A 24,679-nucleotide genomic window follows, 5' to 3' on the forward strand; every position below is an offset into this window, starting at 1 on the left:
AAATTATCCTTTGCGATAGCGATGCGGTGTGAAGGGAAGCGCCGAAACGTCAACGGGAACCTTGTTGCCGCGAACTTCAGCGAAAATACGTGTGCCGGGCGTGGCGAGGCTGGCCTCGACATAGCCCATGGCGACCGGGAAACCGGCGGAGGGACCAAAGCCGCCCGATGTGACCGTGCCGATCTGGCGGCCGCTTTCATCGAACAGGTCTGCGCCGCCGCGTACCGGCTGCCGGCCTTCCGGCTTGAGGCCGACGCGCTTGGCGGCAGCGCCCTTGGCAATAGTGTCGAGCACTGGCTTGGCACCGTTGAAGGCGGCTTTCTCGCGCACGGCCTTGGTGATCGCCCAGGTGAGACCGGCGGAGACCGGATCGGTTTCCGGCGTGATGTCCTGTCCGTGCAGGCAAAGCCCGGCTTCGAGGCGCAGGCTGTCGCGAGCGGCAAGGCCGATCCACGCAACGCGTTCGTCGGCGAGAAGCTTGGTCGCCAGCGCGCGCGCCTCATCGGCAGGCAGGCCGATTTCAAAACCGTCTTCGCCGGTATAGCCCGAGCGGGTCATGAACCAGCCCGGCTTCGGCTCAAAGCCGCTCATGAAGGCGAGATCGGCAGCACCGGTAAGACCGGCATCGTTAATAACGCTTTCGGCTTCCGGCCCTTGAATGGCGAGGAATACGCGGTCGAGCGGATTGACCGTAACCTGTTTGCCGGAAGCGGCTTCGTTCAAATGCTCGATATCGGCCTCGGCATTACCCGCATTGGCGACGACCATGAAGCGGTCGTCGCCAAGACGCGTGACGATGAGATCGTCCAGAATGCCGCCCTTGTCATTAAGGAAGAAAGTGTATTTCGACTGGCCAGGCTTCAGCACGGTCGGGTCGAGCGGGCAGGTTTCCGCCAGAAGCGCTGCGGCATCGCTGCCGGAAACTTCGACCAGCTTCATATGAGAAATGTCGAAAAGGCCCGCATGGTCACGCGTATGGAGATGTTCCTTCATGACGCCCAGCGGATAGGTGATCGGCATGTTCCAGCCGGCAAAGCCGCCAAAGCGCGCGCCAGCCTGTTCATGCAAGTCCTGCAAAGGCAGGATATTCAAATGTGCGGTATCGCCCATAACAACTCCAGAGTCGCACGTGTGCCTTCCGCAAAATGCGGTAGCTTCGTGCCCCTCTGTCTCAGGCCTGAGAGACTCGCATAGCAAAGCGCTATACTTACACCTTCGGCGCGGAGTTTCCCCCGACTTTCCAGAGTTGTCTTACCCGTCTGCGGTTCCTTGTACCTGAGAGATTTCGGGCGATTTCCCCTTCGGCGGCCAATTGGCGCTCTCCCGCAGACAGACAGTGAAAAAGCATTTGTAAAACGCATGCTTCGGCACCCGACACAAATCCCTTAGCTTAATCCGCTTTGGGAGTCATGTAGAATTGTAGTCTTCAACCGACAATTTCCAGAAGTTTTGCGACAAAACTTGAGCCATTGCGCCCGCCGCCCAAGGATCAGCCGACATGCATGTATAAATCGGAGATTTTCACTAGCTATGCGGAAAATGATAGCGATGGAGGCTCTTTACGGCCTCAAATTTGGTGATTTGGCCATGGAGAACGGCAATTGTGATAACATAATGACCGATCTGCGTAAAAAACATGCAATCTCCAAGCTTAATTGCACATCAGCTATGCAAATCTGGCTCTCCTTTTTCAGATCGCACCAGCCTATATGCTGTCTGCAACACAGAGAGATAGATTTTACTAGGTGAGAGAAATGAACCTGATCCGCTCGTACAACAACTGGCGCCGTTACCGTACAACCGTAAACGAACTGAGCCGCCTGAGCCCACGTGAACTGAACGACCTCGGCATCCTGCCTTCGGAAATTCCGTTCGTCGCACGCAAGGCTGCTGCTCGCTAATCAGCGGGAAAAGCGCCATCCGAAGGCATCAGCCTTCTTTCAGGATCGCGTCCTCCAAACCGCGCGGTCCTTATAGTTTCCAGAGCATTCAATGGCTCAAACGAGTTATCGCCGGGGTTTCCTCCTCCCATTTTTCCCTGGCGATCCAAAGACCGGACATCCTCCTCCCCCCATTGTCCGGTCTTCCCCATAAGCACCCGTCGCTCCTCCCGCGACGGGTGTTTTCGTTTGCGCCGACCTGTTCAGCTTTCCTGTGAGGCAGGCGTCGTCGCAGTTCCCCGATCCAGCAGCATCGAAATTCCGAACACAACCAGACCGGCCAGAGCCAAAAGCGCGCCGACCGTACCGGTCGATGTCCAGCCATAGCCCCATGCAATTGCCAGTCCGCCGAGCCATGCACCGAGTGCATTGGCGAGATTGAGCGCTGAATGGTTGAGCGCCGCAGCGAGCGTCTGGGCATCGGCTGCGACATCCATCAGGCGGGTTTGCAGTGCAGGCACCAGCGCAAAACCGCCGCCGACCAGAAGCACATTGAGGAAAGCGGTGAGCGGATGCTGCATCAGCAGCGGGAATGCCAGCATCACCGCCATGTCATAAAGCAGCACGATCCCAACGGTTCCCATGACGGAACGGTCAGTCAGCCGGGAGCCGACGATGTTGCCCAGCACCATGCCGAGACCGAACATGACAAAGACCAGCGGCATCCATTTCATATCGATATGTGAAACTTCCGTCACGGTGGCGGCGACATAGGAAAAGACGGAAAACAGCCCGCCCGTGCCGATGGCGCCAATGGCAAGCGTTAGCAGCACCTGTTTGCGGCGCAGCGCACCCAGCTCACGCAGCGGCGATGCGCCTTCTGCGGCGGGCAGCTTTGGCACATAAAGCGTCACCATCACCATGGTCAGAATGGCGATCAGGCCGACCGCGCCGAACATGGCGCGCCAACCCGCCACCTGCCCCAGCCATGTGGCCAGCGGCGTGCCGCACAGCGTGGCAATCGTCAGGCCCATCATGACACGCCCAACCGCCTGCGCGCGCTTGCCCGGCTCGGCCAGCGATGCGGCAACCAGCGATGCGACGCCGAAATAAGCGCCATGTGGGAAGCCTGCGATAAAACGCATTATATAAAGGCTGGAATAATCCTGCATGAAAGCGCTGGCGAGATTGCCAAAGGCAAACAGGCCCATCAGCAGGAACAGGAGCTTGCGGCGGTCGAGCTTCGCGCCGATGACGGCCAGCACCGGCGCGCCGATCAGCACGCCCAGTGCATAAGAACTGATGAGATGTCCGCCCTGCGGGATCGTGACGTTGAGGTCGCGGGCAATATCCGGGAGCAGTGCCATGATGGCGAACTCGCCGGTGCCGATGCCGAAGCCACCAATGGCAAGCGCGATTTCCGCCATGCGTTGGGACGAGCGTGGCGAAGATTTCCGCATCGCAGCGGAAGACTGAAATTGTGACATGAATAGGCCTGAAGGGAGTGTAGGAGTCTCGCACACCTACCACCCATTTCATGCAAAGGCGATACGCCTTCTTGTCACGCGTAAAGTTCGAAAGCGCATCCCGAAAAGCGCGAAGCGGTTTTCGGATAAGATGCGCGCGAGAGATCAACTTGCGGCGACGACTTCGATTTCGACCTTGAATTCCTCGCGGGTAAAGCCGGAAACGATCATCAGCGTCGAGGCGGGCGCTGGCTGCGGAAACAGCCTGTCGCGCACGTCCATATAGGGGCGCATATAGGCGCGATCCGTCACATAGGCGTTGATGCGCACGACATTGGAAAGATCCATGCCGCCATCGCGCAAAATGCGACGGATATTCTCGAAGCAAAGCTCGGCTTGCGCGGCCGCATCTTCGGGCACGCTTCCATCCGGCGCGATACCGAGCTGGCCGGAGCAGAACACCAGTTCGGCACCGGCTTGCACCTTCACGCCATGACTATAGGCGGCGAAGGGTGCCGCCATGTCGGCAGGCAGCAAATGTTGCAAAGTGCTCATCGAACGATCCTTATGATTTGGGGGCGCTGGCCAGAAGTTCCTTCAGGCGCGGCGCACCCGCGGCAATGTCGGCTTCCGTGGGGGTGATCCCGGCCGCCAGCAGGCGGCGGGCGATCATGTGGTCGGCCGGGCGATTGATGGAATCAACCGCCACCAGCCTGTCACCGGCAAAATGGAAGATCGAAAAGGCATTATCATCGGGATTGCCTGACAGAATATGACGATCTGCTTCAAATGACAGGCCTGCCGTCTGGAGCTTCATGTCGCCCTGATCAGACCAGAACCACGCCACTTCGCGGAACGGCGTGGCGCGCCCGACAATGCTGCGGGCCACATGCTTGGCCTGATCGGTCGCGTTCTGCACCGATTCCAGCCGCACGCGGCGACCGGCATGAAAATGGTCGTAGCTCACGCAATCGCCGATGGCGTAGACATGATCCGCTGATGTGCGCATCTTTTCATCCACGACAATGCCATTGTCGGTGACGAGTCCGGCTGCGGCAGCGAGTTCGACATTGGGCAGCGCGCCGGTGCCGATAACAACCATATCCGCCGGGAACACGGCCCCATCTGCTGCCTTTACACCGGTCACGCGACCGTTTTCGCCTTCGATTGCCATCACACCAAGCCCGGTGTGCAGCGTAATTCCCGCGGCGCGGCTGCGCGTTTCGACATGTGCAGAGATTTGTGTCGCGACCGAGCGGCCAAGAACACGCGGCGCGGCCTCGATCAGCACGGTATTCTTGCCGAGCGCCATCGCGCTATGTGCCATTTCAAGCCCGATGAAGCCGCCGCCGATGATCACGACATTGCTGATGGTGGGCATGAGGCCAGCAATGCGGCGCGCATCTTCCATCCGGCGCAGCGTGACGACACCGTCAAGATCGACGCCCGGCATGTCGGGAACGCGCGCGCGGGCACCGGTTGCAAAGACCAGATCAGACCAGTGCAGCACGCGACCGTCATCAAGGGTCACCGTGCGGTCGGTCAGCGATACGCCTTCGACCCGATGCCCGAACAACATCTCGATATTATTGTCGCGATAGGCGCTTTCCGGACGCAGCACCAGGCCGCCATGCTCCGGTGCCTTGAGATAGGATTTGGAAAGCGGCGGCTTATGATAGGGAATATCCGTCTCATCGTTGATGAGCACGATGTCTCCGGCATAGCCTTCCTGACGAAGGCTGATTGCGGCCTGCGAGCCCGCATGGCCCGCGCCAATAATAATGCATCTCTCGTCCATAGGACCTCCGGAAATTTCCGCGCATCATAGTCATGTGCTGGTCTGTCGCGTGGCGCATCTACCACGGATTCACATCTTAATTGCACGCGGCTCGCAATTTTTAAACATTTAGTTTGACCAATCGGTCAGATTGTTTAGTAAGGTTGCTGCTTCAAGACAAAATTTGGAGCGCCACCTTGAAACGATATTGGTCCGATTACACGAGCGAGGCGTTTTCGCGCCTTGAGCGCGACAAGCTCGTGGCGGTGTTGCCTGTTGGCGCAATCGAGCAGCACGGACCGCATCTACCGATGTGCGTGGATGCCGCCGTCGCGGATGGCATGGTGGCGGAACTGATCAAACGCTTGCCGGACACGAGTAAGGTTCTGTTCCTGCCGACACAGGCCATTGCCAAGAGCAATGAACACAAGCGCTATCCCGGCACGCTGACCTTTTCAGTCGAAACTGTCATCCGCATGTGGTGCGAGATAGGCACCTGCGTGGCGGCAAGCGGCGTGCGCAAGATGGTGCTGTTCAACAGCCATGGCGGCAATATTCCGGTGATGGACATTGTCGCCCGCGAATTGCGCGTGCAGCACAATATGATGGTCTTCTGCCTCAACTGGTTCGGCCTGGGCATGCCCGATGGCGTTTACAGCGAGCATGACCTGAAGCATGGCATTCATGCTGGCGACATGGAAACATCGGTGATGCTGGAAATGCATCCCGATCTGGTGGTGATGGAAAAGGCGCAGGATTTCCGCACGCTGACCGAAGTTTTCGCCGACGAATACAAGCACATCAGCCTTGGCGGCGGCGCCAAGCCCGCATGGCAGATGCAGGATATCAATGCCTATGGCGCAGCCGGCAACGCATCGATTGCCACCGCTGAAAAGGGTCGCAAGACCATCGATTTTGCTGCCGACCGGCTGATTGAAGCGCTGGGCGAGATTGAGCGCGCGCCGCTCTCCTGGCTCGACAAAAATCCCGCTTGGTAAGGACGATGAGCGTGGCCCCCAACTCGCAGAACCAGTCACCACTGATCGACATCAACGGCGTCTACAAGCAGTACGGCACCGGCGTCATGGCCGTGAACGACATGTCGCTCAAGATCGAGCAAGGCCAGTTCGTCAGCTTTCTTGGGCCTTCGGGCTGCGGCAAGAGCACGGCGCTGCGCATGATCGCCGGACTGGAATCGGTCTCGGCTGGCGAAATTCGCGTCAATGGTCATGCGCCCGGCAAGGGTCCTTCCGGCGCACAGGCTATCGGCTTTGTGTTTCAGGAGCCGACGCTGATGCCCTGGGCCAGCGTCTATGACAATGTCTATCTGCCGCTGCGGCTTTCCGGCGTTTCGCGCAAGGAAGCCAAGCCCCGCATTGAAGAAGTGCTGACGCAGGTTGGCCTGTCGCGTTTTGCCAATGCCTTTCCGCGGGAGCTTTCGGGAGGCATGAAAATGCGCGTTTCCATTGCGCGCGCATTGGTGACTCGCCCGCGCCTGCTTTTGATGGACGAGCCTTTTGCAGCGCTCGACGAGATGACGCGCTTCAAGCTCAATAATGACGTGTTGCGGCTGTGGCAGGAACACGGACTGACCGTGATCTTCGTCACCCACAGCGTCTATGAGTCGGTCTATCTCTCCAACCGCGTGATCGTGATGGCGGCGCGTCCGGGTCGTGTCGTCGCGGACATTCCCATCATCGGCACTTATCCGCGGGCCGAAAACTACCGCACCACGGATTCTTACGCGAAATATTGCGCCAAGGTTTCCGATACGCTGACCGCGACGCTTTCCTCTGAAGATATCGATCACTGAGGACATGCAAATGAACCAGATGCAAAACGAACTGCCAGTCCTCAATTCCGAACAGGATCGTCTCGCACGACGCGAACGCACGCTGCGCATTCTCATGCCGACGCTGGCGATCATTATCGCGCTCGGCATCTGGGAAGGTCTGGTGCGCTTCTATGAAGTGCCACATTACCTGATCCCGGCCCCGTCACTGATTGCCGAAACGCTGTTCAAGGACGGCCCGTCGCTGATGGCCTCCATGTGGTTCACCGTCAAGCTGACGCTCATCTCGCTGGCCTGCGCCATCATTGGCGGCGTTTTGCTCGGCATGGTGTTTGCGCTTTCGCGTCCGATCGAAATGGCGTTCTTCCCCTTCGCCGTCATCCTTCAGGTGACGCCGGTCATCGCCATCGCGCCGCTGATCCTGATCTATGTGCGCGATACTTTCTCGGCCCTGCTTATCTGCGCGTGGATTGTCGCTTTCTTCCCGATTCTGTCCAATACGGTGATCGGACTGCGCAGCGCCGACCACAATCTGCGCGATCTGTTCAAGCTTTATCGCGCCTCGCCGTGGCAGCGCCTGCGCTATCTGCTGGCCCCGAGCGCGCTGCCCTATTTCATGGCGGCCCTGAAAATCGCCGGTGGCCTGTCGCTGATCGGCGCCGTGGTGGCTGAATTCGTCGCAGGCACCGCAGGCCAGAGCACCGGCCTTGCCTCGCGTATTCTGGAATCGAGCTTCCGTAATGAAATCCCGCGCATGTTTGCGGCGCTTTTCCTCGTTTCGCTGCTGGGTATCGTGATCTTCCTGATCACCAGCTGGCTGTCGCGCCTTGTCCTAGGACGCTGGCACGAAAGCGAAATTCGCCGGGACCGCTGATATGTTGAATGGCGTCGCCATCGCGGGCCGTCCGGGCCGCCACGACATCACCGTCGAGCATGGACGCATTGCCGCGATCACGTCGTCGCAAGCGACAGGCGGCGGGTGCGTCACGCCGCTTTTGGCCGATGTGCATGTGCATCTCGACAAGACGTTCACCATCCAGCGCATCGCGCAGAATGGCGACACGAAGGTCGAGTGCCTGTTCGATGCCATCGACCTGATGAACACCGACCGCCAGAACTGGAACGCCGAAGACATCCGCACCCGCGCCACGCGCGGCCTTGAGGCGGCTTTTGCGCAGGGCGTCGGCGCTATTCGCAGCCATGTGGATTGGACCAGCCCGGAAGTTCCGACCGCCTGGCCTGTTCTCAACGAATTGCGACAGGAATGGAAAGACCGCATTGATCTTCAACTTGCGGCCCTTGTTCACGGCGATCTGGTTCTGGAAGCAGGCAGTGACATTGCGACCCACGTGAAGGCCGATGGCGGTGTGTTTGGCGCGTTTTTCTATCGCAATGCCGATCTTGCAGCCAAGATAGAGGAAATGTTCCGTCTCGCTGTCGAAAACGATCTCGATCTCGACTTTCATGTTGATGAAGGTCTGGATGTTGAAGCGGACGGATTTTCGCTGATTGTCAATGCGAGCGCACGGCATCATATGGCGGGCCGCGTTTTGTGCGGCCATGCCTGCTCGCTTTCGCTGCGAACAGTGGATGAACTCACGCGTATTCTGGATGCCGCCGCGCAAGCAGGTGTCGCGCTTGTCTCGCTACCCACCACCAATCTCTATCTGCAAGACCGGATCGGCGGAAAATCGCCGCGTCTTCGTGGTGTGGCCCCGCTGAAAGAAGCGCGTCTGGCCGGTGTGGAAACCATGCTTGGCTCCGACAATGTACGCGATGCCTTTTACCCCTATGGCGACTATGATCCGCTCGCGATCCTGCGCCTTGCGGCACCTGTCTGCCATCTGGAGCCGGAAGAATGGCTCGACAGCATCACCACCCTGCCCGCGCGCCTGATCAGGAGCGAGCGCGTGCAGGCGCTGTCCGCAGGCGGTGCCGCCAATTTCATCTGGCACGATGCCGAAGACCTCAATGATCTCATCAGCCGTCCGCAAGCCCTCCGCCGTGTCTGGCGCGACGGCGTTGCCTCGGACCATGTTTACGGGAGAAACCCATGAATTCTGTCGCCCCGCAGCGCATCTATGACTGGGCCGCATTCCGCGCCGAAATCGACGGCATCCGCATCTATGACGACCCCAAGCAGGTCGAACTGCGTTCCCGCGATTACTTCTGGTACAGCCCGATCCTGACCGAAGATATCGGCCATTATGTCGGCGACCTCGTCGTCATTCCGAAGGATCAGGACGAAGTGCGCCGTGTGGCGGCGGCAGCCGCGAAACTGCGCATACCAATCACGGTTCGCGGCGGCGGTACGGGCAATTACGGCCAGTGCGTTCCGCTTGAAGGCGGCATCATCCTCGACATGACCAAGATCGACCGCATCATAGCCGTCGAGCCGGGCAAGGTGCGCGTCGAAGGCGGCGCGCGCATTTCGCGTCTTGACGACGCCGTGCGCGAAACCGGACAAGAACTGTTGATGTATCCTTCCACCCGTCGCATCGCCACCATTGGCGGCTTCTTCTCAGGCGGTTCGGGCGGTATCGGATCACTGCGACATGGCATGTTGCGCGATGACGGCAATGTCTATTCGGTCAAGGTTCTGACCGTCGAGCCGGAGCCGAAAATCATCGAGCTGACGGGCCGCGACATCCACAAGGTCCAGCATGCCTATGGCACCAACGGCATAATTCTGGAGCTGGAAATCGGGCTGACCAAGGCGACCGACTGGATCCATACCGCAGCGCTCTTCGACAGCTATGAAGCAACGCTGAACTTCTGCCTCAAGGCGCTGGAAGAAAACCTGGATTGCTATCTCCTGACCACCGTGGATCGCCGCTTCGCGCGCTTCTACACCAAGTTCGGCGACCTTTTCCCATCCGACAAGGATGCCGTTTTCGCCATGATCGCGCCGGAAGAACGCGAGCGGTTCGCAGAGCTCGCCACAGAGTTCAACGGTCAGGTGTCGTTCTCCATGACGCTGGACGAGCTGCACAAGGCCGGCCTTCAGCCTGCCTATGAATGCGGCTGGAACCACACCACGCTTCAGGCGCTGAAGGCGGAACCGGGCTGGACCTATCTTCAGGTCGCCTATCCGCGCCCCTTCGACCCGGCATTGGTCAATCGCCAGATCGAGCGTTATGGCGACACGCAATATATGCACCATGAAATGGCGCGCCTTGAAGGCGAAGTGCAGATTTTCGGCCTGCCACTGGTGCGCTTCGAGGACCGCGACGCGATGTATAAGCTCATCGGCGAGCTGGAACAGGTTGACGGCTGCGACATCTACGATCCCCATGCCTATACCATCGAGGATGGCGGCATGAAGGAGATCGACAGTGTGCAGATCGAATTCAAGAAACTGGCCGACCCTTATGGTCTGCTCAATCCCGGTAAAACACGCGGCTGGACCGCCGACATGGCACTTTCGAACTGATAATAGGGGAACGAAACCAATGAAAAAAGCACTCTTTGTGGCAGTCGCCGCTTTCTCGCTTGGCCTTTCGGCGCAGATGGCCTTTGCGCTCGACAAGGTGACGCTTGGCACCAACTGGCTGGCGCAGGCCGGTCATGGCGGATTCTATCAGGCGCTCGCCGATGGCACCTATGAAAAATACGGCCTCGACGTGAAGATCGAGATGGGCGGGCCGCAGGTCAACAACCGCCCGATGCTGGCCGCAGGCCGCCTCGACTTCCTGCTCACCGGCAATCTGCTTTTGTCCTTCAACAATGTCGCCAATGGCGTGCCGACCACGGTTGTGGCTGCCTTCTATCAGAAGGACCCGCAGGCCCTGATGGCGCATGACGGCGAATACAAGGATTTCAAGGATCTGGTGAACGCACCGACGATCCTTATCTCCAAGGACGGCCAGTTCTCGTTCTGGCCCTGGCTGGTGAAGGAATTTGGTTTCAAGGACGAACAGCTGCGTCCCTATGGCTATAGCCTCGCCCAGTTCCTCGGCGACAAGAAGACCGTGCAGCAGGCCTATGCGACCGCCGAACCGCTTTACGCGGCCAAGGAAGGCGCAAAGGTCAAGACGTTCCTGCTCGCTGATCAGGGCTACAATACCTACGCAAACACCATTGAGACGCGTCAGGAACTGGTCGACAAGAACCCCGACCTCGTGCAGCGTTTTGTGACGGCTTCGATCGAAGGCTGGGTCAACTTCATGTATGGCGACCACAGCAAGGCCTATGAGATGATCCTCAAGGACAATGCGGATATGAGCAAGGAAACGCTCGACGCAGAACTGGCCAATCTCAAGGAACTGCAGCTCATCGACAGCGGCGACACGCTGACCAAGGGCATTGGCGCCATCGACATGAACCGCGTCAAGTCGTTCTACGAGCTGGCGCGCAAGTCCGGCATCGTCAGCGGCGAAGAACTCGACATGAGCAAGGTTGCAACCGACGCCTTCGTCAACAAGGGCGCAGGCCTCGACATCAAGAAGCAGCTGGGCCAGTAAGCCCCCGACGAAAACGGAAAGTCGCCCGCCTGTTTGAATGCCCGGCGGCTTTCCCTCCCGACCACGGTTAGAGACATGGCTATCGACGACGAGAATGACGATATCGAGCCGACCGGGCGAGACAAGGTTCTCGACCGCCGGCGGCGCATTCTCGGCGCGATCCGCACTGCCGCGATTGACGAATTCGCGGAAAAGGGTCTGGTCGGCGCATCGACCCAAGGCATTGCGCACCGTGCCGGACTGACCAAGCCTCAGCTGCATTATTATATTTCCAGCAAGGAAGAGCTCTACGAAGACATCATCGTCTTCATCCTCGACCAGTGGGAAGATATTTTCCTCGATGCCAGCGCCGAGGATGACCCGGCCAAGGTGATCCGCCAATATATCCGGGCCAAGCTCGCTTATAGCCAGAAGAACCCCAAGGCATCGAGGCTTTTCACCACCGAAATCGCCAATGGTGCGCCCTATCTCAGCCGCCACTGGAACAAGCATGTCGCAGCCACCCACAGCGCGGTCAAACTGATCCAGTCATGGGTGGATGACGGGCGCATCAAACCGGTCGATCCGCTGTTGTTCCAGATGCATATCTGGGCCGTGACGCAGCATTATGCCGATTTTGAAACGCAGGTGCGCAGCATGATGGAAGTGGGCGAGGACGTTCCGCTGGATTTCGAGCGCATCGAAAAGGAAGTCTCGGCGCTGTTTCTGCGGGCATGCGGGCTGGAGTAATTATCGCAGCCCTTCGAGTTCTGCGATGCGCGCGGCGCTATCCTTTTCCAGCATGCGCGTCATTTCGCGGATAAGCGTTTCGGCCAGTACAAACAGGGCCGCCGACGAATCCCAGGCAGAGGGCACCGCCGTGCGACCCGCCAGAACATGGCGCGCAACGCGGGCAATCGGCGACAACCACTGGTCGGTGACAAGAATAACCTCGACACCCCGCGCCCGTGCTTTTTCCGCCAGCCCCAACAGGCTGTCCTGATAGCGGCGAATGTCGAAAACGACGAGCACATCGCGTTTTCCCATATCCAGCAACCGGTCGCGCCAGACACTTTCCTGACCGCCGAGATGAAACACTTGCGGGCGGATGATCGTCATATGCGCCGTCATATATTGCGCGATGGGATCGGTGAACCGGCCCCCGATCAGATAAATATTGCCCTTGGCATTCGACAGTGCGGCCACCGCCTGCTGCAACTGTCTGGCGCCAAGATGCCGGAATGTCTCGCGGATATTTTCCTGTGTGTGCTCTACCGCCGGATAGGCCGTATCGGGGGCTTTGTCCGGATTTTCATTGCGGTGGTGCGGCGATTGTAATTGCGCCGCAAGTTCGTTTTGCAGATGCGCCTGAAACTCGGGATAATTCTGGAAACCGAGCCGATTTACAAAGCGCAGGATCGTCGGCGAGCTGACGCCCGCCTGCGCTGAAAATTCCGCCACCGTCTTCAATCCGAGTATCGGATAATTGGCGATCAAAGTCTGCGCTGCGGCCCGTTCGCCGGCAGGCATCGTATCGATCCGTTCATTGATGCGTTCGGCAACGCTGGTGTTTTCCGGGGCGCTTTCCGGCACGATATTTTCCATCCCGATGCCCAATTCAATTCGGGCAAAATTGTGTTTGACAAATTATCATACGACGTATCAAATAATCCGCAATAGCGCATAATTTTAAAAAACGTAACATAAGTTACAGCGCGGGGAACAAACCAAATGGCGGACGAGCGAAAGAAACGCCCGGCTTCGCATGAGCCGGTTTTTGTCGTCAACGAAACAGGGTCAAGTCCCTGGCTTTTCGTTTGCGAACACGCCTCCAACCATGTGCCGGACGGTTTCGACGGCCTGGGGCTGGGGGAGGATGCCCTTCGTGCCCACATCGCCTGGGATCCCGGAGCGGTGGAGGTTGCCCGACATCTCAGCGCCGCGCTTGATGCGCCGCTCGTAGAGTCGTGTCTGTCGCGCCTGCTGATCGATTGCAATCGCCCGCTTGATGCGCCGGACCTGATCCCCGAAATCAGCGAAATGACGGTCATTCCCGGCAATCACGAGCTGAACTCGCTGGAGCGCACCGCGCGCATCGACCTGTCGCATCGCCCGTTTCATGCCCGGATCGAACAGCTTATTGCGGCGCGCGCCGCACGCGGCTTTCCGTCATGGATGGTCACGATCCATTCGTTCACGCCGGTCTATCGCGCCATATCGCGCCCATGGCATGTCGGCATCATCCACGATGCGGATGACCGGGTTGCAGCGCCGCTGATTGCCGCACTCAAGCAGGACCAAACGCTCAATGTCGGCGTCAACGAGCCTTATGCGCCGTCCGACCGCGTCTATTACACGCTGGAGCGCCATGCGCGCCCGCGCAATGCGCCCTGCGCCATGATCGAAATCCGCAATAACGAAATCGCCGATGCAAAGGCTCAAAGAGCATGGGCCGAGCGGCTGGCGCCGATATTTAGCCGGATTGGCGAGACGCTTTGCCCCGCAGCGCAACCGAACGGAACGAAGAACTGAAGGAGAGGGAAATGCCCAAGCCGATCAGGCTTTTCGTCAAATATGTGGATGCGCTGAATTATCGTGTCGGGCGCTTTTCGATGTATCTGCTTTTCGTGCTGGCGGCTTGCCTTCTCTATTCCACCTTCTCGCGGGTTGCTTTCGGCGTGCCCGTCAACTGGGTCCTTGAAATGTCGCAGTTTCTGCTGTCGGCCTATTATCTGCTCGGCGGCGCCTATGCGATGCAACAGGGCGCGCATGTCCGCATGGACCTCTTTTTCGACCGTCTGCCCCCGCGCAAAAAGACGCTGACCGACCTGATCACCATTCTGTTCATCGTGTTTTATCTCGGCGTCATGGTGATGGGCGGCATTTCTTCCACGAATTACGCCATCGTCTATGGGCAGAAGAATTATACCGCCTGGGCGCCTCCGCTCTGGCCGATCAAGCTCATCATGACGACCGGCATTTTGCTCCTGCTGCTGCAATGCCTTTCCAACTTTTTCAAGGACTGGGCATCGCTGCGCGGCCAGCCCATCGACACGCTTGCCGGTCCGGCCATTGAGGAGGGCCATCATATATGAGCTCTGAACTCATAACACTTTTCATGTTCGCCACAATGATGGCGCTGCTGATGACCGGTCAGCGGGTTTTCGGCGTCATCGGCTTTGTCGGATCGCTGGCGGCCCTGCTCCTTTGGGGCAAAGGCTCGTTTGAAATGCCGTTCAACGCGACCTTCGCGGTCCTGAACTGGTATCCGCTGATCACCGTGCCGTTCTTCGTGTTCATGGGCTATATGCTGTCGGAATCCGGCATTGCCAGCAATCTTTATCGCATGTTCCATGTCTGGTTCGGCGGCATACGCGGCGGTCTGGCGCTCGGCACCATCGGATTGATGGTCATCATCTCCTGCATGAACGGCCTCAGCGTTGCAGGCATGGCCATTGGGGCGACCGTGGCGCTGCCGGAGCTTCTCAAGCGTGGCTACAACAAGGTCATGGTCACCGGCGTCATACAGGCGGGCAGTTCGCTCGGCATTCTCATTCCGCCGAGCGTCGTGCTGGTGCTTTATGCGATGATCGCTCGCCAGCCGGTGCTGCAACTCTGGCTGGCTGGCATCGGCCCCGGCCTGTTGATGGCGGCACTTTTCGCGATCTATATCTATATACGCTGCCGCCTGAACCCGGAACTTGGACCAGCCCTGCCAAAAGAAGAGCTGGAGAAATTCAGCTGGAGCGAACGCTTTTCCGTGTTGCGCGCCGGTCTGCTGCCACTCGTCGTCTTCGGCGCGATGATGGGCCTGTTCCTGACGGGCATTACCAGCCTGGTGGAAAGTGCGGCGGTCGGCGCTTTGCTCGCCACATTGGCGGCGCTGTTCACCGGGCGTCTTAACAAGCAGGTGTGGGAAACGACGTCCCGCAACAGCCTGACCGTCACCTGCATGTTCCTCTGGATCATTCTCGGCGCGCTGTGCTTTTCGTCGGTTTATGACGGTTTGGGCGCCGTCAAGGCAATCGAGAAGATCCTTCTTGGCACATTCGATCTGTCGCCGTGGACCATTCTCATCCTGATGCTGCTGTCGTTCATTCTGCTCGGCATGTTTCTGGATGATACGGCCATGCTGGTGATCGTGGCGCCGCTCTATATTCCGCTGGTCAAGAGCCTCGGCTTCAATGCGATCTGGTTTGGCATTCTGTACACGATCACCTGCCAGATTGCGTATATCACGCCGCCTTTCGGGTACAATCTCTTCATGATGCGAGCGCTGGCACCCAAGGAAATCACGCTGATCGACATCTACAAATCCATCGTGCCGTTCTTCTTCCTTATGGTGCTGACGATCATCATCTTGATGATTTTCCCGCAAATCGCGCTGTGGCTGCCGAACTGGTATACCGGGCGATGAGAAACGATGGAGGAAATACGAATAATCCGGTGACAAGAGTCCGAATGGACCGGCCCGGCTCATGTGAAAGGGTGAACTTCAAACAAACGGGAGAATGGGCATGAGCGAGAATAACAAGCTTAATAAACGTGACTTTCTCAAGAAGGCCGGGCTGACGACGGTTGGAGCATTGGGTGCCAGCACACTTGCGACGCCCTATGTCAAAGCACAAAGCCCGATCAAGTGGCGATTGCAGACCTATGCAGGCCCGGCACTGGCCGAACATGTCATTAAGCCGTCGATTGACGCCTTCAACAAGGCGGCGAACGGCGAAATGACAATTGAACTTTACACCGCTGACCAGCTGGTGCCGCAGGGCGAACTCTTCCGCGCCGTGCAGTCGGGCACCATCGATGCCGCGCAAAGCGATGACGATTCCATGGCATCGCCCGTCGATGTCGCGGTGTTCGGCGCTTATTTCCCCTTCGCTTCGCGCTATAGCCTCGACGTGCCGACACTCTTCAACTGGTACGGGCTGAACGAAATCTGGGAGGAAGCCTATAAGGAAATTCCCGGCGTCACCTGGCTCAGCGCCGGTTCGTGGGACCCGTGCAACTTCGTCACCACAAAACCGATCCGCAGCGTTGCCGATTTGCAGGGCCTTCGCGTCTTCACCTTCCCGACAGGCGGTCGTTTCCTGACCAAGTTCGGCGTGGTGCCTGTCACGCTGCCCTGGGAAGATATTGAAGTCGCCATCCAGACCGGCGAACTCGACGGCGTGGCCTGGTGCGGCGCGACCGAGGCCTATACCGTTGGCTGGGCGGATATCAACAAGTACTACCTCACCAACAATATCAACGGCGCATGGGCCGGTTCCTATTTCGCCAACACCGAAAAGTGGGATGCCGTACCGGAACACCTGAAAGCGCTCTTCAAGCTGGCGATGGATTCCTCGCACTACTACCGTCAGCATTGGTACTGGTGGGGCGAAGCGCATTACCGCACTACCGGCGGCAAGCTGGAACTGACCACCATTCCGGAATCGGAATGGAAGCAGATCGAAGATGCGGCACAGGAGTTCTGGGACGACATTTCCAAGCAGAGCGAGCGCAACGCCAAGGTCGTGGCCATTCTGAAGAAATATCAGGAAACCATGCGCAATGCCGGAGCGCCGTATCGCTACAGCTGACGGTGAACATAACGAACCAGCGAGGGATCGGAGGCTTACGGGAAAGTCTCCGATCCCGGTCTATCCTTTCATGCTTTGAGGAGCAGGCATATAAATGGCCGGACAATTGACTTTCGACGCGCTGAAAACAGCCGTTTCCGCCGGAGAGATCGACACCATTCTGGCCTGCATCGTGGATATGCAGGGACGCCTGATCGGCAAGCGTTTCTATGCGCCGTTCTTCGTGGAATCCGCCTATGACGAAACGCATGGCTGCAACTATCTCCTCGCCGACGATATCGACATGGAACCGGTGCCCGGCTATGAAGCCGCCGGTTGGGACAAGGGTTATGGCGACTTCGTCATGAAACCCGATCTTTCCACCATCCGGCTTGCGCCATGGCTGGAAAAGACCGCCCTCGTTCTTTGCGACGTGCAGGACCATCACCATGACGATCTCGCCCATTCGCCGCGCGCTATTTTGAAGAAGCAGCTCACCCGCCTGCAAGAGCGCGGCTATCGCGCTTATTTTGCCTCCGAGCTGGAATTCTATCTCTTCGACGAGACCTACAAGACCGCCCGCAACAAGCACTGGCAGGCCATGGAAACGGCCTCGCCCTATGTGCAGGACTATGTGATCCACCTCACCACCAAGGAAGAACCGGTCCTGCGCGCCATGCGCAATCAACTGGCCGCAGCCGGAATTCCGGTTGAGAATTCGAAAGGCGAATGGGGTCCGGGTCAGGAAGAGCTGAATGTGCGCTATGCCGAAGCGCTGGAAATGGCTGACCGGCATGTGATCATGAAAACGGCGATGAAGGACATTGCCGAGCAGCATGGCAAATGCATCACCTTCATGGCGAAGTATGATTACAGCAAGGCTGGCAGTTCCAGCCATGTGCACAATTCGATCTGGAGCGCTGACGGCAAGGAATCGCTGTTCTTTGACCCGAAGGCGCCACATACGATGACTCCGCTGATGCGGTCATGGGTGGCCGGACAGCTGAAATATGCAACCGACTACACCTATTTCCTCGCGCCCTACATCAATTCCTATAAGCGCTTTCAGGCGGGCACATTCGCGCCCACCAAGATCATGTGGAGCGAGGACAACCGCACCGCAGGTTTCCGGCTTTGTGGTGCAGGCACCAAGGGCATTCGCATCGAGTGCCGCATCGGCGGGGCCGATCTCAATCCTTATCTCGCCTTTGCGGCATTGATCGCTGCTGGTCTTCAAGGGATCGATGAGAAGCTTGAACTGGAAGAACCTTTTGTCGGCGATGCCTATGGCGCGGTGAAGCTGAAGGAAATTCCCTACACGCTGCGCGAAGCAGCGCTTGCGCTTAAGAACTCGTCTTTCCTGAAGGAAGCACTCGGTGAGGAGGTGGTCAGCCATTATGTCCACACCGCCCATTGGGAGCAGATCGAATATGACCGCCGCGTCACCGATTGGGAATTGCATCGCGGTTTCGAGCGCTACTGACCGTCCATGGATATCCAGAATGAGCTATGAAGGACCTGCCCAATGAGCGGCACTGCGAAAATCATCTCGCCTATCGACGGTTCGGTCTATGCCGAGCGCCCTTTTTTGAGCGAAGCCGCCATTCAGTCCACCGTTGCGGCGGCGCGAACGGCACAAGCCGCCTGGGCTGAACTGAGCATTGCGGAGCGGGCGCGCTATTGCCGTGCCGCGCTTGCAGCGCTTGCCGCCATGCAGGACGAAATCGTGCCGGAGATTGCCTGGCAGATGGGTCGCCCGACTCGCTATGGCGGCGAAAATGGCGGCGTGCAGGAGCGCGGTCAGTATATGATCGATATTGCCGCGGAAGCGCTGGAACCTTATCTCCCCGCGCCAAAGGACGGTTTCCGCCGCTATGTCAAACATGTGCCGCTTGGCGTCGTGCTGGTGATCGCGCCGTGGAACTATCCGTATCTTACTGCCGTCAACACCATCATCCCAGCCCTGATGGCGGGCAATAGCGTCATCCTGAAACATGCGACGCAGACGCTTCTGGCGGGCGAGCGCTTCGCCCAAGCCTTTGAGAAGGCGGGGCTTCCCAAGGGTGTTTTCCAGAATGTGGTTCTGGATCATGCCTCCACCGAAAAACTGCTGGCTTCCGGCACGGTCGATCATGTGAATTTCACGGGGTCGGTCGGCGGCGGACGGGCGATTGAAAAGGCTGCCGCAGGCACCTTCATGACCATGGGGCTGGAGCTTGGCGGCAAAGACCCGGCCTATGTCCTGCCGGACGTCAATCTCGATCATGCGGTCGCCAATCTGGTGGACGGTGCCTTCTTCAATTCGGGCCAGTGCTGCTGCGGCATCGAGCGCATCTATGTGCATGAAGATGTCTATGATCGTTTCGTGGACGGTTTCATCGATCTGACCCGCCAATATGTCGTCGGCAACCCGCTGGACGCTGGTACAACGCTCGGCCCCATGGCGCAGGCGCGTTTTGCCGATCTTATCCGCGAGCAGAAGGCCGAAGCGCTGCGCAAGGGTGCCAAGGCGCATGTGAACATGAAAGTTGAAAATGACGTCGCCGGCCCACCCTATATCGCGCCGGAAGTACTCACCCATGTCGATCACCAGATGAGCGTCATGCGCGAGGAAAGTTTCGGCCCCATCGTCGGCATCATGAAGGTACGCAACGATCAGGAAGCGCTCGCTTTGATGAATGACAGCATTTATGGCCTCACCGCTTCGCTATGGACGACGGACACTGACCGCGCGGCAACGCTCGGCGACCGCATCGAAACCGGCACTGTTTTCATGAATCGCTGCGACTATCTCGATCCGGGCCTTGTCTGGACCGGCGTTAAGGATACCGGCAAAGGCGCTTCCCTTTCGCCCATCGGATACGGCAATCTGACCCGGCCTAAATCCTTCCACCTACGTGAAAAAATCTGATCTGATCCCTGTTCTGCCCTACTTTGAAAGCAATCGATATGACGACACTGACCGCTAAATGGAACTTCCCGACCACCGTTCTTTTCGGGCCGGGGCGCATCAAGGAACTGCCTGCTGTTCTGAAGGCGGCAGGTATCGCGCGCCCGCTTTTCGTCACAGATCCGGGTCTCGCGAAACTTCCCGTGGTTGCTTCCACGCTGGCCGTTCTCGATGCGGCAGGTGTGCAATATGGCGTCTTTTCCGATGTGAAGCCTAACCCGGTCGAAAGCAATCTCTATGCGGGCGTCAAGGTTTTTCAGGACGGCAAACATGATGGCGTCATCGCCTTTGGTGGCGGTTCTGCGCTCGACCTTGGCAAGCTGATCGCCTTTCAGGCGGGCCAGACGCGCCCGGTCTGGGATTTTGAGGATATTGGCGACTGGTGGACCCGCGCCGACAGCAACGCCATCGCGCCGGTGATTGCCGTGCCAACCACCGCTGGAACCGGCTCGGAAGTGGGCCGCGCGGGCGTGTTGACTAATGAAGCGACGCACACGAAAAAGGTCATTTTCCACCCGAAAATGCTCCCGGTCACGGTCATTGCTGATCCCGAACTTTCCACCGGCATGCCGCCTTTCATCACTGCCGGCACCGGCATGGATGCACTGGCACATTGTCTTGAAGCTTATTGCGCGCCGGGCTTTCACCCGATGGCGGATGGCATCGCTCTCGAAGGTATCCGCCTTGTGTTCGAAAATCTGCCCCGGGCCTATGCCAACGGCAACGACATTGAAGCCCGCGCCAATATGATGGCCGCAGCCGCGATGGGCGCAACCGCTTTTCAGAAAGGGCTCGGCGCGATCCATTCGCTGTCGCACCCGATTGGCGCGCTCTACGACACCCATCACGGCATGACCAACGCCGTTTTCATGCCCTATGTGCTGCATCATAACCGCGCCGCTATCGAAAAGCGGATTGAACGCCTTGCGGATTATCTCGGTATCAAGGGCGGTTTCGACGGCTTCGTCGCTGCCATCATGAAACTGCGCAAGGACCTCGGCGTGCCGGACACATTGCCGGAATTCATCAAAGGGCTGGAGATGGACAGCGCTCGCAAGGACCTGATTGCAGAGATGGCAATCGTTGATCCGACGGCTGGCGGCAACCCGATTGAGCTTACCAAGGAAGGCGCGCTGAAGCTTCTGGAAAGCGCCTTGTCCGGCAAGAATTGACCGGCGGCAATTCCCGCAAAACTGTGTAACGTTTTGCTTGCAAGAAAAATATAGACAGCTAATAGTTAGGCCGACAAAACAAGCATCGCACCGAAGCGGGGGGCGATGCATCTGGAGAGCGGGTTCTTGGGGAGGAACCCGCTCTCCTTCATTTTAGAGCACATCCCGAAAAGTGTGAAACGGTTTTCGGATAAGATGTGTGTTAAAACAAACAGTTAGAGTGCCGATCTGATACAATCGGATCGAAACGCGCTCTGACGTCAGTCATTGGCTCGATAATCAGCGCGGGTAATGCCGTGACGTTGCATCTTGTCGTAAAAGGTCTTGCGCGGAATGCCGAGCGCCTTGATCGTTTCCTGCACATTGCCGCTATGAGCGGCAAGCGTTTCGCGGATCAGCGTTTCTTCATAACGCTCCAGACGTTTCGGCAAAGGTTCCTGATCATCCGCCACGGAACGGCCCACGCCATTGGAAGATGAGACGCCAAGCGCCACCCGGTCAGCAAAATGCGCCAGTTCACGCACATTGCCCGGCCAGACATGGCTCATCAGATGGCGATGCGTGGCGGCGTCAACCACCGGTACATCGCGATTGAAGCGCTTTGCCGCGCGCGTCAAAAAATGCGCAAAAAGCAGCGGAATGTCCTCGCGGCGCTCCCGCAGCGGCGGTATCGATAGCGTCACAACATTGAGCCGATAGTAAAGGTCTTCACGAAAATCGCCGCGCTGCGCCGGATCGCCGAGATCGATCTTCGCGGCAGCCACCACGCGCAAATCGACCGGGCGGATTTCATTGGTACCGAGCGGGGTAATCTCCCGCATTTCCAGCACGCGCAGCAGTTTTACCTGCGTTGCGGCTGGCATGCTTTCAATCTCGTCGAGAAACAGCGTGCCGCCGCTTGCATGTTCGATGCGTCCCAGCCGCTTTTTCTGCGCGCCGGTGAAGGCACCCGCCTCATGGCCGAACAATTCGCTTTCAATCACAGTTTCCGGCAGCGCGCCGCAATTGAGCGCAACGAAATTGCCTTTGCGACGGCGGCTCCAATTGTGCAGCAGTTGTGCCACGACCTCCTTGCCGCTGCCGGTTTCGCCCGCCACCAGCACATCCACGTCTGTATCCGCAATATCGCGCAGTGTGCGGCGCAGGTTTTCCATCACGGACGTCTGGCCGATCAGCGGCAGATCGCCTTCGGCGTCGATTGCAGCGGCGCGCAAGGCGCGGTTTTCAAGCACAAGCTGGCGCTTTTCACCGGCGCGTCGAATGCTGTGCACCAGCCGGTCCGCAGCAAAAGGCTTGGCTATAAAATCATAGGCGCCATCCTGAATGGCCTGAACCGCCATCGGAATATCACCATGACCGGTGATGAGGATCACCGGCAGATCGGGATCGATGCCCTTGATCCGCGTAAAAAATTGCAGCCCATCAATCTGCGGCATCCGCACGTCGGATACGATCACGCCGTCAAAATCCGCCGTCACATCGGCCAGCGCGTCCACGGCACTGCCATAATCGGCGACGGAAAAACCGGCAAGCTCCAGTGTCTGCCGGGTGGCGCGGCGCAATGCCCTGTCATCATCGACCAGGATAACGGAGTGAGGAGGGTTCATCATGCTTTTCTCAATTCGACGCGGAAGACTGTGCCGTCGGCACTGCTTTCCGCAGATATGGTTCCGCCATAATCGGTGACGATTTCCTTGACGATCACCAGACCAAGGCCGAGGCCCTTTTCCTTCGATGTATTGAAGGGCGAAAACAGGTTGTCGCGAATATGCTGCGGCATGCCCGGTCCGTTATCGGACACGGTGACCAGCACCGTCTCGCGCTGTTCTGTTGCGCGCACTTCGATGCGTCCGTCATTGCCTTTGAGTTCCACCGCCTCCAGCGCGTTCTGGAACAGATTGATGAGCACCTGTTCCAGCCGAAGCGAATGTCCGACAACGCGCAGATCGGGCGGCGGCAATTCGATATCCAGTTGATCCATCCGACCGGAAAAACGGCTGCGCAGCAGCACAAGCGCGCCCGATATGACCTGACTGAGCGGTGTCGGCTCCGAAGGTGAACGTCCCTTGCGGGCAAGGGCCTTCAGGTCGCCGGTGATAGTGCCGATACGATCGGTCAGCGCGGCGATTTCATCGAGATTCTCGGTTGCGGCCTCCAGCCGCTTTCGTTCGATGAACGTCTTCGCATTGTCCGCATAGGCCCTTATCGTCGCGACCGGCTGATTGATCTCATGCGCAACACCCGCCGCCACTTGCCCCATAATGGCGAGACGGTTAGCGTGGACGAGATCCTGCTGCACGCCCTGCAACATGGATTCCGTGCGATGGTGGTCGCTGATTTCAGCTTCCAGCCGGTCTCGCGCAAGACTGAGATCGCGGGTGCGTTCTTCTACGCGTTGCTCCAGTTCCTGTTGCGTGCGCGCTGCCGCTGCGATGCGCGCCACCACCTTCTGCCGCCTGCGCAACAACATCCCGGCGATGGTCGCAATGGCCGCCAGAATGATGAAGGCAATCAGCCGCGCCTCGCGCACCGCGCCTGGAATCTGCGGCTTTGTCGGCGCCATGCTGTACATCTGCCAGGGCGTGGACGGCACCGTGGAATGAATAGCCAGAAACTGCGTGCTGCGCCCCTCGCCGGGCATTTGCGCATTCATCAAAAGCACATCGCCCTCGCCCACCGCCTTCATAGACAGCGGCAAGGGTTGCAGCGGCACATCGCCGAATTGCAGACTGTCACGAATAGATTGAGACTGTTCCAAACCGATGCGGCCTATGGTCATGAAGCGCCAGGACGGAAGGCTGGTTATCAGCGCGATGTTGCGTTCGTCGGTCACGAAAGTCGGACGGCCCGCATTGCGCCAGTCCTGCTCCAGATCGTCGAATTCCAGTTTGACGACGATGACGCCGAGCGGGCCCGAAGACCCATCGACGCGCCGCGAGATATAAAGGCCGGGGCGGAAACTCACATTGCCGAGCGCAAAATATTCGTCGCCGCCATTGGTCAGGGCATCCCGAAAATAGGGCCGGAACTTGTAATCATTGCCGACAAAGCTGTCCCGCTCGCGCCAGTTGCTGGCCGCAATCGCGATCCCGTCCATCCCCACCAGATAGATCACCGCCGCCTGCGTGCCATCCGCGAGCGTCTCCAGCTTTCGGTTTGCGGGGTCTATCGTCGCCACCGTCTTGTCCAGAAGTGCCGACGCCAGCTCCCGATCCTTTGAAAGCACAAGCGACAAGGCGCGTTGCTTGTCGAGAACAGCGCGCAGCAGCGCTGTATTCAGATTGGCATCAATGCGCGTCTGCTCGCTCAAGTCCTCGACGGCGCGCTCATGCGCCGTGTTGCCAACCAGCCAGAATGCCAGCGCGAAGAACACGGCGCAGATGAGCGCAAACAGAGCCCAGGCCCGGCGATTGGCGGCTCGCAGATCCGCTTCATCAATGATTGGGGACACCAACTTGTTCATCAAATCAATGTGCGATATTTCGCACAAATTGAAAAGAAGAATGTGTAAAAATTCGCACAATACTGAGTAACGCTACCCCTGCCCATGGTATAATATCCATAGTTTTCAATCGGATAAGTACGCGCTCACAAACTTGGCACGGACATTGCAATTAGAACCTCCAACAGCGGTTG

Annotated in this window: 22 protein-coding genes and 1 riboswitch; of the genes, 15 read left to right on the forward strand and 7 right to left on the reverse strand. The window is 58.4% G+C overall.

What is annotated here, in order from left to right; translation table 11 throughout:
* Positions 1–3: 3 nt before the first annotated feature.
* Positions 4–1,110, reverse strand: coding sequence for a glycine cleavage system aminomethyltransferase GcvT (gene gcvT, locus HWD97_RS14100; RefSeq protein WP_109367185.1), 1,107 nt, complete (start codon positions 1,108–1,110; stop codon positions 4–6).
* A 142-nt stretch (positions 1,111–1,252) separates the two neighbouring features.
* Positions 1,253–1,336, reverse strand: a riboswitch (glycine riboswitch).
* A gap of 418 nt (positions 1,337–1,754) precedes the next feature.
* On the opposite strand from gcvT, the gene HWD97_RS14105 reads away from it, so the two are divergent.
* Positions 1,755–1,901, forward strand: coding sequence for a DUF1127 domain-containing protein (locus HWD97_RS14105; protein WP_078336788.1), 147 nt, complete (start codon positions 1,755–1,757; stop codon positions 1,899–1,901).
* A gap of 242 nt (positions 1,902–2,143) precedes the next feature.
* Here the strand turns inward: HWD97_RS14105 and HWD97_RS14110 are convergent, their stop codons facing one another.
* The 3 genes from HWD97_RS14110 to HWD97_RS14120 form a co-directional block, all read right to left on the reverse strand.
* Entirely contained in the window at positions 2,144–3,247 is a 1,104-nt protein-coding gene (locus HWD97_RS14110; RefSeq protein ID WP_244597129.1) for an MFS transporter, read from the reverse strand.
* 264 nt (positions 3,248–3,511) lie between these two features.
* Positions 3,512–3,901 (reverse strand): RidA family protein, encoded by a 390-nt coding sequence (locus tag HWD97_RS14115; RefSeq protein WP_109367182.1) that lies wholly within the window; start codon positions 3,899–3,901, stop codon positions 3,512–3,514.
* A 10-nt stretch (positions 3,902–3,911) separates the two neighbouring features.
* Positions 3,912–5,144 (reverse strand): NAD(P)/FAD-dependent oxidoreductase, encoded by a 1,233-nt coding sequence (locus HWD97_RS14120; RefSeq protein WP_109367181.1) that lies wholly within the window; start codon positions 5,142–5,144, stop codon positions 3,912–3,914.
* A 176-nt stretch (positions 5,145–5,320) separates the two neighbouring features.
* Here HWD97_RS14120 and HWD97_RS14125 point away from each other — a divergent pair, with 176 nt between their 5' ends.
* The 7 genes from HWD97_RS14125 to HWD97_RS14155 all read left to right on the forward strand — a co-directional run bounded on the left by HWD97_RS14125 (position 5,321) and on the right by HWD97_RS14155 (position 12,107).
* Positions 5,321–6,121: a creatininase family protein gene (locus HWD97_RS14125; protein ID WP_109367180.1), complete on the forward strand. Its 801-nt coding sequence runs from the start codon at positions 5,321–5,323 to the stop codon at positions 6,119–6,121.
* 5 nt (positions 6,122–6,126) lie between these two features.
* Positions 6,127–6,936 (forward strand): ABC transporter ATP-binding protein, encoded by an 810-nt coding sequence (locus HWD97_RS14130; protein WP_121538221.1) that lies wholly within the window; start codon positions 6,127–6,129, stop codon positions 6,934–6,936.
* Positions 6,937–6,946: 10 nt separating this feature from the next.
* The gene (locus HWD97_RS14135) at positions 6,947–7,789 is read left to right on the forward strand and encodes an ABC transporter permease (RefSeq protein WP_171058738.1); all 843 of its coding nucleotides are present in this window, start codon (positions 6,947–6,949) and stop codon (positions 7,787–7,789) included.
* 1 nt (position 7,790) lies between these two features.
* Positions 7,791–8,972, forward strand: coding sequence for an amidohydrolase family protein (locus HWD97_RS14140; RefSeq protein WP_109367178.1), 1,182 nt, complete (start codon positions 7,791–7,793; stop codon positions 8,970–8,972).
* Positions 8,969–10,348, forward strand: coding sequence for an FAD-binding oxidoreductase (locus tag HWD97_RS14145; RefSeq protein WP_109367177.1), 1,380 nt, complete (start codon positions 8,969–8,971; stop codon positions 10,346–10,348). The genes HWD97_RS14140 and HWD97_RS14145 overlap by 4 nt, the downstream gene beginning before the upstream one ends.
* A 19-nt stretch (positions 10,349–10,367) precedes the next feature.
* Positions 10,368–11,378 (forward strand): ABC transporter substrate-binding protein, encoded by a 1,011-nt coding sequence (locus HWD97_RS14150; RefSeq protein WP_109367176.1) that lies wholly within the window; start codon positions 10,368–10,370, stop codon positions 11,376–11,378.
* Positions 11,379–11,453: 75 nt separating this feature from the next.
* A complete protein-coding gene (locus HWD97_RS14155; RefSeq protein WP_121538219.1) occupies positions 11,454–12,107 on the forward strand; it encodes a TetR family transcriptional regulator C-terminal domain-containing protein in 654 nt (217 codons plus the stop codon).
* On the opposite strand, the gene HWD97_RS14160 is transcribed toward HWD97_RS14155, so the two are convergent.
* On the reverse strand, positions 12,108–12,962 hold the full coding sequence (locus HWD97_RS14160) for a MurR/RpiR family transcriptional regulator (RefSeq protein ID WP_371835158.1): 855 nt from the start codon (positions 12,960–12,962) through the stop codon (positions 12,108–12,110).
* A gap of 126 nt (positions 12,963–13,088) precedes the next feature.
* Here HWD97_RS14160 and HWD97_RS14165 point away from each other — a divergent pair, with 126 nt between their 5' ends.
* The 7 genes from HWD97_RS14165 to HWD97_RS14195 all read left to right on the forward strand — a co-directional run bounded on the left by HWD97_RS14165 (position 13,089) and on the right by HWD97_RS14195 (position 21,043).
* Positions 13,089–13,889 (forward strand): N-formylglutamate amidohydrolase, encoded by an 801-nt coding sequence (locus HWD97_RS14165; RefSeq protein WP_109367174.1) that lies wholly within the window; start codon positions 13,089–13,091, stop codon positions 13,887–13,889.
* An 11-nt stretch (positions 13,890–13,900) separates the two neighbouring features.
* A complete protein-coding gene (locus HWD97_RS14170; protein WP_109367173.1) occupies positions 13,901–14,452 on the forward strand; it encodes a TRAP transporter small permease subunit in 552 nt (183 codons plus the stop codon).
* The gene (locus HWD97_RS14175; RefSeq protein ID WP_109367172.1) at positions 14,449–15,774 is read left to right on the forward strand and encodes a TRAP transporter large permease subunit; all 1,326 of its coding nucleotides are present in this window, start codon (positions 14,449–14,451) and stop codon (positions 15,772–15,774) included. Before HWD97_RS14170 ends, HWD97_RS14175 begins: the two co-directional genes overlap by 4 nt.
* Positions 15,775–15,874: 100 nt before the next feature.
* Complete coding sequence (locus tag HWD97_RS14180) at positions 15,875–16,942, forward strand: TRAP transporter substrate-binding protein (protein ID WP_109367171.1); 1,068 nt, start codon at positions 15,875–15,877, stop codon at positions 16,940–16,942.
* Between the two features lie 94 nt (positions 16,943–17,036).
* Complete coding sequence (locus HWD97_RS14185) at positions 17,037–18,404, forward strand: glutamine synthetase family protein (protein WP_109367170.1); 1,368 nt, start codon at positions 17,037–17,039, stop codon at positions 18,402–18,404.
* Positions 18,405–18,446: 42 nt separating this feature from the next.
* The gene (locus HWD97_RS14190; protein ID WP_371835159.1) at positions 18,447–19,832 is read left to right on the forward strand and encodes an aldehyde dehydrogenase family protein; all 1,386 of its coding nucleotides are present in this window, start codon (positions 18,447–18,449) and stop codon (positions 19,830–19,832) included.
* 38 nt (positions 19,833–19,870) lie between these two features.
* Positions 19,871–21,043 carry an iron-containing alcohol dehydrogenase gene (locus tag HWD97_RS14195; protein ID WP_109367968.1) on the forward strand — a complete coding sequence of 391 codons (1,173 nt, stop codon included), beginning with the start codon at positions 19,871–19,873 and terminating at the stop codon, positions 21,041–21,043.
* A gap of 260 nt (positions 21,044–21,303) precedes the next feature.
* Here the strand turns inward: HWD97_RS14195 and HWD97_RS14200 are convergent, their stop codons facing one another.
* Positions 21,304–22,650 (reverse strand): sigma-54 dependent transcriptional regulator, encoded by a 1,347-nt coding sequence (locus tag HWD97_RS14200; RefSeq protein WP_109367967.1) that lies wholly within the window; start codon positions 22,648–22,650, stop codon positions 21,304–21,306.
* The gene (locus HWD97_RS14205) at positions 22,650–24,506 is read right to left on the reverse strand and encodes an ATP-binding protein (RefSeq protein WP_109367168.1); all 1,857 of its coding nucleotides are present in this window, start codon (positions 24,504–24,506) and stop codon (positions 22,650–22,652) included. The genes HWD97_RS14200 and HWD97_RS14205 overlap by 1 nt, the downstream gene beginning before the upstream one ends.
* Positions 24,507–24,679: the final 173 nt, after the last annotated feature.

This window comes from Ochrobactrum sp. C6C9 (assembly GCF_022627935.1).
Classification (GTDB): domain Bacteria; phylum Pseudomonadota; class Alphaproteobacteria; order Rhizobiales; family Rhizobiaceae; genus Brucella; species Brucella teleogrylli.